Here is an 11,616-nt window from a genome sequence, read left to right as displayed (position 1 = left end):
TCTGTTGGCCGGGGGCGCTTTTCCGTCTGCGACGTCAGAGCTGCAGGTGCCGGTTCATCGACATGGCTTCGTCTGCGAGATCAGGCAATTCGACCACTTCGACGCCGTGCTCGCGCAGTTTCTCCACACCCACACAGTTATCCACAAAAGTCCCGGGTTCCCGCCAGGCGATGACCACCCGCCGGATACCCGCCGCCAGAATCCGGTCGGTGCAGGGCAGCCGGTCCTTGCTCGCACGCACCGAACAGGGTTCCAGGGTGCTGTAGACGGTCGCGTGCGGCAGCCGCGGATCGCCGGGTTCCAGCTTGTTCAAGGCGGATTCCTCCGCGTGCACCTTCTCGTCGGTCTCCCGGGACCAGCCGTGCGTGATCTCCACGCCGTCCGCCCCGACGATGACCGCGCCCACCGAGAACGCGGTCCCGCTCTGCGGGCACAGGCGCGCCAGGCCGATGGCGTGCCGCATCCAGCCGCGGTCCGAGCGTGCTTCATCGGACACCGGAATCCTCCTTCGGCAGATAACGCAGCAGGGCGATATCGCCGAGCCGGGCGACATCGGCCAGCTGCATGCGGTGATGCGGGCCGCCGGGGAAATCGGCGGGCCCGAGGAAACGCGGGGCAGTCGGATCGCCGACCACGATCGGAGCCACGGCCATGTGGATCTCGTCCACCAGGCCGGCCGACAGGAAAGCGGTGTGGATCGCGCCGCCGCCCTCCACCATGAGCCGCTCGACACCGCGTTTACCGAGGTCGTCGAGCAGATCCGCGAAATCGACCGTGCCGCCGAGGGATACGATCTCGGCACGCCCGTGCAGCCGATCACCGATCCGATCGGCGCCGGATCCGGTTGTGTAGACGACTCTTTCACCGCCCGACCGCCAGAACTTCCCGGCTGGGTCGAGTTCGCCTGCGGCCGTGACGATCACGCGCAGCGGATATTCGGGCTTACCCGCCGCCACCCGGTGTAGCCGCCGATCGGTGTTGTCGACCAGCAGCCGGGGATTGTCCCGGCGCAAGGTCTCCGCGCCGATGAGGATCGCGTCCGATTCGGCGCGCAGGGCGTCGACGCGGTCGAAGTCGGCCGCATTGGACAGCAGCAGCCGGTCCGGGCTCGCATCGTCGATGTAGCCGTCGATGCTCACCGCCACCGACAGCAGGACGTGCGGCCGGCCGGTCATGCCGCGCTCGCGGGGCTGCTCATACGAGTGCCGCGACCTCCGCCTCGAGGGTTTTCACCAGGCCCTCGGCGGGCCGCTCGCCACACACGCCCAGCCAGTTCGCGAGCATGCGGTGCCCGCCCTGGGTGAGCACCGATTCGGGGTGGAACTGCACCCCGTGGATGGGCAGTTCGCGATGCCGCAGGGCCATGACGATGCCGGATTCGGTGCGGCCCAGCACCTCCAGCTCCGGCGGCATGGTGTCCTCGACCACGGTCAGCGAGTGGTAGCGGGTGGCGGTGAAGGGATCCGGCAGGCCGGCCAGCACGCCCGCGCCGATATGGAAGACGTCCGAGGTCTTCCCGTGCAGCAGCTCGGGGGCACGGGTCACGGTCGCGCCGAAGGCGGAACCGATGGCCTGATGCCCGAGGCACACGCCGAGCAGCGGGGTGGCGTGCCGCGCGGCGGCGTGCACGAGCTCTATGCTCTTCCCGGCCCGTTCGGGGGTGCCGGGACCGGGGCTGATCAACACTCCGTCGAAGTTCTGCACAACCGAGTCCACATCCTCGAGCTGTGGATCGTCATTGCGCCGGACGACGGCCTCCGCGCCCAGCTGCCCGAGATACTGGACCAGGTTGAACACGAAGCTGTCGTAGTTGTCGACGACCAGAACACGCATGACACCGAGCGTAGTGGGCGGGAGCGCTCGCGTCGCACGCAATACCGCCGCTCATCCACCCCGGATCCATCCACAGGCTGTTCAACGGCTGTTGCCAGCGGACGGCCCGGATATTCCCTGGGATAATCTCTAGCAGACAGCACCCCGAAACCGAGGACGTCATGCCCAAGTCGAAGGTCCGTAAGAAGACCGATTACACGATCAACCCTGCCAGCCGCACGCCTGTGCGCGTCAAGAGCGCGGGCCCGTCTCCGGTCTGGTACGTCGCCATCATGCTTGGCTTCATGCTCGCCGGCCTGGCCTGGCTGCTGGTCTACTACCTGGCCAACGAGCAGATCGGCTGGATGAGCGATCTCGGCGCCTGGAACTTCCTGATCGGGTTCGGCCTCATGGTCGTCGGCCTGATCATGACCATGCGCTGGCGATGAACTCCTTACACAGGTGTTATTCATACACATCTGTGGATGACCTTGTGGACAACTCGAGGAGGGAGTGGGGACAGTGACGACCGCCGATCCCTCCTCCCGACTCGCCTGGTCCACCCCGCCCGCCGCGCTCGCCGTCTGCGGGCTCGGCGGCGTCGTCCTGGCCGGGGCCGCGTACCTGTCGAACGACAATGCCGCACGCCTGCTCATCGGGCTCGCCGCGCTGGGCCTGCTGTTCCTGTGTTTCATGGGAGTCCGGCAGCGTCCCCGCCTGGAGATCGAACCCGGTGACCCGGTGCACGTGGTGGTGCGCGGGATGGCCGGGCCGCAGCGCTACTCCCCCGACCGGATCCTGCGCGTCCGCGTGGTCGGCTACCGGCGGCTCGGCCGCCGCATGCCCATGCTGGAGATGGACGTGGATCACCACGGCGAGGAGAAGCTCATCATCTTCGGCCGCTGGGATCTCGGCGCGCACCCCGAGGACGTCCTCGAAGTGCTGCGCATCCACCTCGCGCGCTAGTAGTAGGTCGGCGCGGCCAGCGCCGTGACCAGGATCGCCGCGATCGCGACGGCGGCGACCGCACCCCAGCCGATCCCGTAGGCCGTCTTCTGGTTGCGGGCGCCCAGCCAGCGCGGCAGGTAGATGAACCCGACCGCCGCCACCGTTCCCGCCAGCAGACCGCCCAGGTGCGCCCACACCGAGATGCCCGGCACCGAGAACGTGATGATCAGGTTGATCACCAGCAGCATCAGGATCTGCGTCAGGTTCTGCCGCGTCCGCAGCATGACGATCGCGACCGCGCCGAACAATCCGAAGATCGCGCCCGACGCACCCGCCGACGCCGTCATCGGACCCGACAGCGCGGTCACCGCCGCCGAACCGCCCAGCAGCGCGGCCATGTACAGGCTCAGATAGCGGGCACGCCCGAAGGCCGCCTCACAGTAGGGCCCGATCACGTACAGCGCGAACATATTGGCCAGCAGGTGAATCGGGCCGATGTGCAGGAACCCGGAACCGATCACCCGCACCCAGTCGCCATTGCCGACCGCGGCCGGCACCAGCACCCAGTCCAGGAACAGGCTGGAGTACTTGTTGTTCATGACGCTGTGCGCCTGGAACGCGGTCGCCGCGAACACCAGCACATTGATCCCGATGAGCGCGTAGGTCACCAGCGGCCGCGGCACCTGCGCGGTCTGCGTGGCGCCGGCCACCGTGCGCGCGGCACGAGTGTCCTTGCGGCCCTGCTGGACACACTCCACACAGTGCTGGCCGACGGCGGCCGGGGTGAGGCATTCCGGGCAGGCGGGCCGCCCGCACCGGGTGCAGCCCAGACCGGTGGCCCGGTCGGGGTGGCGGAAGCAGGTCGGTGCGGGCGGTTGCGGGTTCATGCGAATTCTTTTCGGAGATGCCGGTTTTCGGGAGTGCCGGTCAGGAGATGGTGATGCTGTCGATCACGACCTCGTCCTTGGGACGGTCGTTGCGGTCGGTCGCCGCGGTGGCGATGGCGTCGACCACCTTGCGCGAATCCGGGTCCACCACTTCACCGAAGATGGTGTGGCGGCGGTTCAGATGCGACTGCGCGCCGACCGTGATGAAGAACTGGGAACCATTGGTGCCCGGCCCGGCATTCGCCATGGCCAGCAGATAGCCGCGATCGAAACGCAGCTCCGGGTGGAATTCGTCCTTGAACTCGTAGCCGGGGCCGCCGCGCCCGGTGCCGGTCGGGTCGCCGCCCTGAATCATGAAGCCGTCGATCACGCGGTGGAAGACGGCGCCGTCGTAGAACGGGCCGGAGTCGGTGCCCTGGGCGTTCTTCGTGGTGTACGGGGCGGAACCGTCGGCCAGGCCGAGGAAATTGCGCACCGTGGCCGGGGCGTGGTTACCGAAAAGCGAGATCTTGATGTCGCCGAGGTTGGTGTGCAGAGTGGCGACGGCGGTCTGATTCGGTGAGGTCACGCGCCCAGGATATGTGCTGCACCGCCCGTTGCTCCGCCGCCTCCCCGCAACTTCAGCGCACAACTGAGTGCCGTCGGCGCCGGGCAGGCGGCCTGCGGTATAGCGACGTACCCGATTCGGCCCGTACCCGATGAGTTACCCACACCCGCCCGAAATCAGTTGTCACCTTAATTTCTGCCCGAAATCGGGCAGGAAGTTGGCGCAACGCCCGCCCGTATGGCAGGTTCGGACGAGTGAATGACGGGGTCCCGGTCGAGCTGGTGCGTCACGTGGCAGCCTCCACGGGCCTGCCGCCCGCCGTCGCGGCCCGCGTGGTCGCCGACGTCGTCGGCTACTTCGACGAGACCGCCGAACAGTTCGTGCGCCGCAGGCATGCCGAACTGCAACGCCGGCAACTGCGCAATGCCGATATCTGGCAGCAGCTCGCCGCCGAACTGGCCGCCCGGCCGGTCGCGGCCCCCGACTTCACCGAACGGCAACTGCGCCGCATCGTCTACGGGTAGAGGAGTCCGCCGCGCAATGTGTGGAATCGTCGGATACATCGGGCATCGGGATGCCGTGCCGGTTCTGGTGGAAGGACTGCACCGGCTGGAATACCGGGGCTACGACTCCGCCGGCCTGGCCGTGCCGCACCGCGGCCGGCTGCGCATCACCAAGACCCAGGGCCGGGTCCAGGACCTGCGCAACCGGGTCGACGCCGAGGGCGCGCGGCTGCGCGGCACCGTCGGCATCGCCCACACCCGCTGGGCCACCCACGGTGAACCCAGCGACGTGAACGCCCACCCGCACACCGACGGCTCCGGCCGCATCGCCGTCGTGCACAACGGCATCGTCGAGAACGCCGAGCAACTCCGCGCCGCACTCACCGCCGACGGCGTGCAGTTCGTGTCCGACACCGACACCGAGGCCATCGCCCACCTCATCGCCGCCGCCCTCGACGACGCCGGCAGCCTCGAGGACGCGGTCCGCGCCGCCCTGCACCGGGTCGAGGGCACCTATGGACTGCTCGTGCTGGACGCGCGGCGACCCGACGAACTGGTGGTGGCCCGCAACGGCAGCCCCATCGTGCTCGGCGTCGGCGACGGCGAAATGTTCGTCGCCTCCGATGTGGCCGCGCTCGTGCACCACACCCAGCGCGTGGTGTTCCTCGACGACGGCGAACTCGCCACCGTGCGCGCGGGCGAATTCCGCACCAGCACACTCGGACTCGACGCACAGCACACCGACAAGATCCCGACCACCATCGATATGGCGGCCGAGGACTACGCGCTCGGCGGCTACCCCGACTTCATGCGCAAGGAAATGGCGGAACAGCCCGACGCGGTCCGCCGCGCGCTGCGCGGCCGGCTCGACGAACGCTTCTCCACCGCGATACTCGGCGGACTCAATATGGACGCGCGGGAACTGCGCGGCATCCGCAAGGTCGTGTTCCTCGGTTGCGGCTCCGCCTATTACGCGGGCCAGATCGGCGCCCAGCTGGTCGAGGAACTCGCCCGCATCCCCGCCACCGCCGAACCCGCCTCCGAATTCCGCTACCGCAATCCGGTCGTCGACCCCGACGCCCTCTACATCGCCATCAGCCAGTCCGGCGAAACCCTGGATACCCTTGCGGCCGTTCAAGAATTGCAGCGCAAGGGCGGCCGCGTCATCGGCGCGGTGAACGTGGTCGGCAGCGCCATCGCCCGCGAATGCGGCGCGGGCGTCTTCCTGCACGCCGGTCCGGAGGTGTCGGTGGCGTCCACCAAGGCGCTCACCAACATGACCGTCTCCTTCGCCATGCTCGGCCTCGTCCTGGGCCGAGTACGCGACCTGTCCGCCGCCGCGGGCGAACGCATCGTCTCCGGACTGCGCGCACTGCCGGAAGCCATCGAATCGGTCCTCGAAGCCGACGACCAGATCGCCGATGTCGCCGCCCGATATGCCAAGGCGCGCAGCATGTTCTTCGTCGGCCGCGTCCGCGCCTGGCCGGTCGCCCGCGAGGGCGCGCAGAAACTCAAGGAGATCAGCTACATCCACGCCGAGGCCTACCAGGGCTCCGAACTCAAGCACGGCCCCCTGGCCTTGATCGACCCGGAAATGCCGAGCGTGGTCCTCGTCCCCAAGGACGAACTCCTCGCCAAGAACATCACCACCATCGAACAGATCAAGGCCCGCGGCGGCCCCGTCATCGCCGTCACCAATACGGACCTTCCGGACGGCTTGGCAGACGCCGTAATTCGCGTCCCCGAAGTTGCCCCCGAACTCGACCCGATCATCCTCACGATCCCACTGCAGCTACTGGCCTATCACACGGCGGTGGCTCTCGATCGGGATGTGGACAAGCCCCGCAACCTCGCCAAGAGTGTGACCGTCGAATAAGGGGTCCCGGGGGCTCAGCCCCCGCCTCTTAAGGGGGTTTCGGAGGCTTAGCCCCCGCTCCCCACACCACCCTTTCGTGCACGAAAGGGATTGCTGTGCCACAGTGGTCGAATGGAGCTGGGGAGCATTCGCAACAAGGTCATCATCGCCGCTCTGCTCGCGGTCGTGGGCGGCATCATCACCGTGCTGGTGAGCAAGCGCCCGCAGCTGCCCGCACCGGCCCCGGAGCCGCCGCGCCTGGGTTACTCGCGCAACGGCTCCGCCCCGGAGCGGGACCTGTCAGCGACTCACTGACCGCTTGTACTGCCGCACCGCCAGCGGCACGAAGATCACCAGGATCACCGCGATCCAGATAAACGTGGTCGCGACCGGATGTCGCATGGACCAGACATCCGCGCTCGGCCCGAGCGGACTGGTGTTGCCGAACAGGTTCCGGGTGGCCTGCGTGACCGCCGAGACCGGATTCCATTCGGCGATGACCCGTAGCACCGTCGGCAGTTCCGAGGCCGGCACGAAGGTATTGGCGATGAAGGTGAGCGGGAAGATCACCATGAAGTTGGCATTGTTGTAGAGCTCGGGCGTCCGCACCAGCAGCCCGATCACCGCCAGAATCCACGACACCGCATAGGCGAACAGCAACAGCAGGACGTAGGCGAGCACGGCGTCGAAGAACGATCCGCGAATGCGCCAGCCCACCGCCAGTCCGGTCAGCGACATGACCACCAGGCTCACCACATTCATCACCATGTCGGCGAGGGTGCGCCCGATGAGTACCGCCGCGGGCGCCATGGGCAGTGAGCGGAAGCGGTCGATGATGCCCTTCTGCATATCCTCGGCGAGGCTCAGGCCGGTGTAGGTGGCGCCGAAAACCACGGTCTGGGCGAAGATTCCGGCGATCAGGAATTCGCGGTACGAGGTGCCTTCCAGCTTGATCGCCGATCCGAAGACGTAGGCGAACAGCAGCACGAACATGATCGGCGAGAGCGTCGAGAAGACCAGTACATCGGGTACGCGCCGGATCTTGATGACATTGCGTTTGGTGATGGTCAGGCTGTCGCTCACCAGCATGGCGAAGCGCTGTGCCGCCGAAGGCTTTTCGGCGACGGCGAGGGTGGCGCTCATCGGGCTGCACCGCCCACCGGCTGCTCGGCGGGCTTGGCGCCGTTGACCAGCTCGTCGGCCTCGTGGCCGGTGAGCGACAGGAACACATCGTCCAGTGACGGCCGGCGTAGCCCGACATCGTGAATCGTCACTTGATGTTCGGTCAGCAGTCCGATCGCATCCACCAGTGCCTGCGAGCCGTCCGCGACCGGGACGATGATGCGGCGCAGTCCGGGCTCCAGCCGAATCTCCCCCTGCGCCAAGCCTTCCAGCGCCCGCTGCGCGAGGGCGAGACTGTCCACGTGATCGACGACGAGTTCGATGCGGTCGCCGCCGACCAAGGCCTTCAACTGGTCGGAGGTGCCTTCGGCGATGACCCGGCCGTGGTCGATGACGGCGATGGAATCGGCCAGCCGGTCGGCCTCCTCCATGTACTGGGTGGTCAGCAGCAGCGTGGTGCCGCCCGCCACCAATTCCTCGATGACATCCCAGAGATCGAGGCGCGCACGGGGATCCAGGCCCGTGGTGGGTTCGTCCAGGAACAGCACGGGGGGATTCGCGACCAGCGCGCCCGCCAGGTCCAGGCGTCGGCGCATACCGCCCGAATAGCCCTTCACCGGCCGATCCGCGGCGTCGGCGAGACGGAAGCGATCCAATAGTTCGCGAGCGCGCTCCTTACTGCGCTGCGTCCCCATGTGATACAGCCGCCCGACCATCTCCAGGTTCTCGAAACCGGTGAGGTATTCGTCGACGGCGGCGTATTGGCCGGACGCTCCGATCCTGGAGCGCAGCAATTGCGGATCCTTCAGTACATCCACGCCGGCGACCGTGGCGTGCCCGCCGTCCGGGACCAGCAGGGTGGTGAATACCCGGACCGAGGTCGTCTTCCCGGCGCCGTTGGGGCCGAGCAGGGCGGTGACCGTTCCTTCGGGGACCGAGAGGTCGAGTCCATCCAGTGCGGCGACTTTGCCGTACCGCTTGACCAGTCCCTCGGCGACGATTGCGTCGGGCATGACTCTCCTGATGTCTCGTGTGTGCGCAGGTGGCGGGGCAAGACCGGACTTCGCTGACCAGTATTCACCGACCGATTGGTCCTGGTCATCCGAATTCCAGTGCTACGAACACATGTTCGCACCGGGGTACGACACTTTTTCCTCAAAAAATCTTCGAACTCGGCGACCCGATAGCCACACAAAACCGTGTTGTCGCGTAGGATCGGTGCAGTCGGCCCCTCCCCCCCGGGCCGACCTTACGCGGGCCTCGGCTAACTCCCCCCCTTCGCCGAGGCCCGCCCCCATGTCCGGGGTAGGTTCACACCAGGGGGCGAATCACATTGCGGCGCAGCACATGCCCGTGCAAACGATTGATTCCCTTCACGCGCACCGTCGCCAAATTACGCAAAGAGAATTCCGGATCATCCTCGATCGCGAGAGCCGCACCGTCGTCGATCAAGACCGTTCCCGGCCGCGCCACACCGGTGAGCCGCGCCGCCACATTCACCACCGAACCGTAGAGATCACCGAACCGCTGCAGCACTTCGCCGTAGGCCAGGCCCACCCGCAATTCCTGCGTCACACCGTGCGAGGCCGTCGCGGCCTCCTGCACGGCCAGCGCGATCCGGGCGCCCTCGGTGGCGGTGGTGGCGGCGAACATGACTTCGTCACCGACGTTCTTGATGACCCAGCCGCCATTGGCCACGATCGCATTGCTGGTCGCCGTCTCGAACGCCTCCAGTAGTGACGACAGTTCCTCCGGCTCCAGGTGCCGGGTGAGCCGGGTGTAGCCGACCATGTCGGCGAACCCGATGGCCAGCACCCGCATGGTGTCGCCGGCGACCGCGCCCTCGTCCAGTGACCGGGCCAGCGCCGCGTCCAGGTGCCGGCGGAAGGCGTACCGCTGCAAGGCCTCGAACTCGGTGATGACCTCTTCGGTCGCGACCCGGGCCAGCTCCTTCGGATCGGCGGTCGGATCCTCCTGGGTGCGGGCGGCGATCCGGGCCAGGATCTCCTCGGTCACCAGATCCACCTGCCACTCGGCCAGCCGCGCCATGGACCGGCCCAGGGTGCGCGCCGCCGTGGTCTGCCGGTGAATGTCCGCGCTGGCGAGCACATTCAAGCGACTGAACCCCTTGGCGGCCTGAATGTCCGCATCGGTGTATTCGACCGCGGCGTCATCGGGATCGGCCGGGAAACCCAGTGACACCCACAGCCGGCGGGTGGCCGAATTGGGCAGCCCGCTCAGCTTCTCCACCTCACGCCGGTTGTATTTGCGCGGTCCGTCGAGCAGGTACGGCTCCACCACGGACTGCACCAGTTCGGAGATCTCAGCGGAAGCCATGATCGCCACCTTACGTCCGCACCGCGCCGGAAATCCGCCCCTTGTCCCGTGTCACAGCCGAGCGCTGTCGCATGTCACAACGGATCGGCCCGCCTTCGGTTTCACTGCACGATTCACGTGAAACCACGCTGCAACCTCGCCCGCCTATACACCGCATCTCCGCAGATCCGACACTCACGCCGGCTGCTTTGCCGACGCCGTCGTCTCTCCCAGTTGCAGTGCCGTCGTGACCATTCCGACCATCAACTCACGCGGCGCGGCCGCCCACCCGGCGCCTCGGCCGGTCCCCTGCCAGAAGGGCTGCGATCGCTTCCGGTGATGCGTCAGGCAGGAGGTGATGTATCGCAAGCAAGCTCAACAGACGCTCGCGATCCTGCCCCGGTGGCAACTTCGACGCCGCGTCCTTTGCCGCCTCGGTGCGCTTCGAGTTCTCAACAGCCCGATCCAGGCGACCGAGGTTGTCCTGGACAACCTTTTCCAGGTCACCGGCTCGTTTGTAGAACAAGGCGGCGATCCCGGAAGGGAGAGCGTCACTGATTGTCGTGAAGATCGCGATGTCCGGACTACCGAAGATGACGATGCCAGCCGCGGTCAGCAGTACGGCGATTCCGAGGACGCCGGATATCAGGTAGGCCCAGAAGTAGATTCCACTCCGGCGCTTGGCGGACTCGATGTGATCCAGATACTGCTTTGCTTGCAGCGCGTCGATGCTGGAGGCAGGCTGCGAAATGGCGTCATCGCCAGCGTCCCGCACCATCTCGTCGACAGCGGCGCCGCGCATGTAGGCGACGACGTTGCACATATCCGAGCGCGTCATACGCCACTGTTTGCCCGCGCGGACAGCTGTCACTTCGCCGGCGACGATGCGGCGGCAGAGCCAGGCGGCCGACGGCGCACCGGTGTACTCGCAGACCTCATCGAGTGAGAACGTCTCAAACTCGGCATGTTCAGGCCTCATGCGGGCATCGCTCGAATCTGATCCATATGGATCAGATTAATAGACAGATGGATCACTTACAATCGGCCGATCTGTCCCATTTGGATCACAAATTGATCCGAAGGGGTTGCATGCTATTTGGAACAGAACAGATACTGATCCGCATGGACAACAAACAGGCGAACGCCGTCATCGGCGCGAACCTGCGCGGCCTGCGCGGGAAGCGCGGCTACAGTCGCGAAAAGTTGCACGACCTGTCCGGAGTGCCGGTGATCACAATCAGGCGAATCGAGGGCGGCCTCCGAGCCGCCCCCGTCGATGTCCTCCTCGGGCTATGCAAGGCCCTGGGCGTCAACGCCGGCGACTTCCTCAACGCCGCCCAGGCCGAAATCGAGCAGGTCGCCAGCGCGCAGGCCGGCGAGTGACGCGGCGATCAGTAGCTCGGACGCGTCGAACGCGACCCTGCGGTCGAGACGGGCCCGTAGCCCTTTGGCGGATAGCCCGAGCGATCGCTCGACCTCAGCACGGTCACGACTACCCAGCCCGCCGGTCAGTGCGGCGGTCGCCGACAAGCTCTGCATCCACCGCGTCGCCCCCGGCGGAAATTGTCTCGATGAGCCCCGGAACACACCGCGGGCCAACGGCGGCAACTCCTTTCGATGGGGGGT

The 11,616-nt window shown here is 66.9% G+C and carries 15 protein-coding genes; 6 read left to right on the top strand and 9 right to left on the bottom strand.

The features are described 5' to 3' along the window. Nucleotides 1–34: 34 nt before the first annotated feature. From ACH438_RS22045 to ACH438_RS22035, 3 genes are read right to left on the bottom strand one after another with little or no spacing between them, the layout of a single operon-like run. Nucleotides 35–496, bottom strand: coding sequence for a dCMP deaminase (locus tag ACH438_RS22045; protein ID WP_397007987.1), 462 nt, complete (start codon nt 494–496; stop codon nt 35–37). Beyond that, nucleotides 486–1,175, bottom strand: coding sequence for a RibD family protein (locus tag ACH438_RS22040; RefSeq protein WP_397007985.1), 690 nt, complete (start codon nt 1,173–1,175; stop codon nt 486–488). The genes ACH438_RS22045 and ACH438_RS22040 overlap by 11 nt, the downstream gene beginning before the upstream one ends. Nucleotides 1,176–1,194: 19 nt before the next feature. Continuing rightward, nucleotides 1,195–1,833, bottom strand: a complete 639-nt coding sequence (locus ACH438_RS22035) for an aminodeoxychorismate/anthranilate synthase component II (RefSeq protein WP_397007983.1) — start codon at nt 1,831–1,833, stop codon at nt 1,195–1,197. A gap of 161 nt (nt 1,834–1,994) precedes the next feature. Here ACH438_RS22035 and crgA point away from each other — a divergent pair, with 161 nt between their 5' ends. Both crgA and ACH438_RS22025 read left to right on the top strand, forming a co-directional pair. Next, nucleotides 1,995–2,261 carry a cell division protein CrgA gene (gene crgA, locus ACH438_RS22030; protein ID WP_397007981.1) on the top strand — a complete coding sequence of 89 codons (267 nt, stop codon included), beginning with the start codon at nt 1,995–1,997 and terminating at the stop codon, nt 2,259–2,261. Nucleotides 2,262–2,334: 73 nt separating this feature from the next. Continuing rightward, nucleotides 2,335–2,778 (top strand): PH domain-containing protein, encoded by a 444-nt coding sequence (locus ACH438_RS22025; RefSeq protein WP_397007979.1) that lies wholly within the window; start codon nt 2,335–2,337, stop codon nt 2,776–2,778. Here the strand turns inward: ACH438_RS22025 and ACH438_RS22020 are convergent. After that, the gene (locus ACH438_RS22020) at nt 2,775–3,647 is read right to left on the bottom strand and encodes a rhomboid family intramembrane serine protease (RefSeq protein ID WP_397007977.1); all 873 of its coding nucleotides are present in this window, start codon (nt 3,645–3,647) and stop codon (nt 2,775–2,777) included. The genes ACH438_RS22025 and ACH438_RS22020 overlap by 4 nt on opposite strands. A 40-nt stretch (nt 3,648–3,687) precedes the next feature. Next, the gene (locus tag ACH438_RS22015; protein ID WP_397007975.1) at nt 3,688–4,215 is read right to left on the bottom strand and encodes a peptidylprolyl isomerase; all 528 of its coding nucleotides are present in this window, start codon (nt 4,213–4,215) and stop codon (nt 3,688–3,690) included. 233 nt (nt 4,216–4,448) lie between these two features. Between ACH438_RS22015 and ACH438_RS22010 the strand changes: the two genes are divergently transcribed. The 3 genes from ACH438_RS22010 to ACH438_RS22000 all read left to right on the top strand — a co-directional run bounded on the left by ACH438_RS22010 (nt 4,449) and on the right by ACH438_RS22000 (nt 6,867). Continuing rightward, the gene (locus ACH438_RS22010) at nt 4,449–4,718 is read left to right on the top strand and encodes a hypothetical protein (protein WP_397007973.1); all 270 of its coding nucleotides are present in this window, start codon (nt 4,449–4,451) and stop codon (nt 4,716–4,718) included. Between the two features lie 16 nt (nt 4,719–4,734). Next, complete coding sequence (gene glmS / locus ACH438_RS22005) at nt 4,735–6,573, top strand: glutamine--fructose-6-phosphate transaminase (isomerizing) (RefSeq protein ID WP_397007971.1); 1,839 nt, start codon at nt 4,735–4,737, stop codon at nt 6,571–6,573. A gap of 111 nt (nt 6,574–6,684) precedes the next feature. Next, nucleotides 6,685–6,867, top strand: a complete 183-nt coding sequence (locus ACH438_RS22000) for a hypothetical protein (RefSeq protein ID WP_397007969.1) — start codon at nt 6,685–6,687, stop codon at nt 6,865–6,867. Here the strand turns inward: ACH438_RS22000 and ACH438_RS21995 are convergent. The 4 genes from ACH438_RS21995 to ACH438_RS21980 all read right to left on the bottom strand — a co-directional run bounded on the left by ACH438_RS21995 (nt 6,853) and on the right by ACH438_RS21980 (nt 10,969). After that, the gene (locus ACH438_RS21995) at nt 6,853–7,695 is read right to left on the bottom strand and encodes an ABC transporter permease (protein ID WP_397007967.1); all 843 of its coding nucleotides are present in this window, start codon (nt 7,693–7,695) and stop codon (nt 6,853–6,855) included. The genes ACH438_RS22000 and ACH438_RS21995 overlap by 15 nt on opposite strands. Next, a complete protein-coding gene (locus tag ACH438_RS21990; RefSeq protein WP_397007965.1) occupies nt 7,692–8,687 on the bottom strand; it encodes an ATP-binding cassette domain-containing protein in 996 nt (331 codons plus the stop codon). Before ACH438_RS21990 ends, ACH438_RS21995 begins: the two co-directional genes overlap by 4 nt. A gap of 298 nt (nt 8,688–8,985) precedes the next feature. Beyond that, entirely contained in the window at nt 8,986–10,014 is a 1,029-nt protein-coding gene (locus tag ACH438_RS21985) for an adenylate/guanylate cyclase domain-containing protein (protein WP_397008246.1), read from the bottom strand. Between the two features lie 244 nt (nt 10,015–10,258). Further along, a complete protein-coding gene (locus ACH438_RS21980; RefSeq protein WP_397007963.1) occupies nt 10,259–10,969 on the bottom strand; it encodes a hypothetical protein in 711 nt (236 codons plus the stop codon). A 143-nt stretch (nt 10,970–11,112) separates the two neighbouring features. On the opposite strand from ACH438_RS21980, the gene ACH438_RS21975 reads away from it, so the two are divergent. Next, complete coding sequence (locus ACH438_RS21975; protein WP_397007961.1) at nt 11,113–11,373, top strand: helix-turn-helix domain-containing protein; 261 nt, start codon at nt 11,113–11,115, stop codon at nt 11,371–11,373. The last annotated feature ends 243 nt before the right edge of the window (nt 11,374–11,616 follow it).

This window comes from Nocardia sp. NPDC020380 (genome assembly GCF_044386975.1).
In the GTDB taxonomy this organism is placed as follows: Bacteria; Actinomycetota; Actinomycetes; order Mycobacteriales; family Mycobacteriaceae; genus Nocardia.
Note: the sequence above shows the minus strand (reverse complement) of the source record. Positions and strands in the feature narration are given on the sequence as shown.

Bases quoted from the DNA above. Each gene is read 5' to 3' on its own strand.
- ACH438_RS22035 (WP_397007983.1), bottom strand. From the start codon at position 1,833: ATGCGTGTTCTGGTCGTCGACAACTACGACAGCTTCGTGTTCAACCTG.
- glmS (WP_397007971.1), top strand. From the start codon at position 4,735: ATGTGTGGAATCGTCGGATACATCGGGCATCGGGATGCCGTGCCGGTT.
- ACH438_RS21995 (WP_397007967.1), bottom strand. From the start codon at position 7,695: ATGAGCGCCACCCTCGCCGTCGCCGAAAAGCCTTCGGCGGCACAGCGC.
- ACH438_RS21980 (WP_397007963.1), bottom strand. From the start codon at position 10,969: ATGAGGCCTGAACATGCCGAGTTTGAGACGTTCTCACTCGATGAGGTC.
- ACH438_RS21990 (WP_397007965.1), bottom strand. From the start codon at position 8,687: ATGCCCGACGCAATCGTCGCCGAGGGACTGGTCAAGCGGTACGGCAAA.
- ACH438_RS22000 (WP_397007969.1), top strand. From the start codon at position 6,685: ATGGAGCTGGGGAGCATTCGCAACAAGGTCATCATCGCCGCTCTGCTC.
- ACH438_RS22040 (WP_397007985.1), bottom strand. From the start codon at position 1,175: ATGACCGGCCGGCCGCACGTCCTGCTGTCGGTGGCGGTGAGCATCGAC.
- ACH438_RS22020 (WP_397007977.1), bottom strand. From the start codon at position 3,647: ATGAACCCGCAACCGCCCGCACCGACCTGCTTCCGCCACCCCGACCGG.
- ACH438_RS21975 (WP_397007961.1), top strand. From the start codon at position 11,113: ATGGACAACAAACAGGCGAACGCCGTCATCGGCGCGAACCTGCGCGGC.
- crgA (WP_397007981.1), top strand. From the start codon at position 1,995: ATGCCCAAGTCGAAGGTCCGTAAGAAGACCGATTACACGATCAACCCT.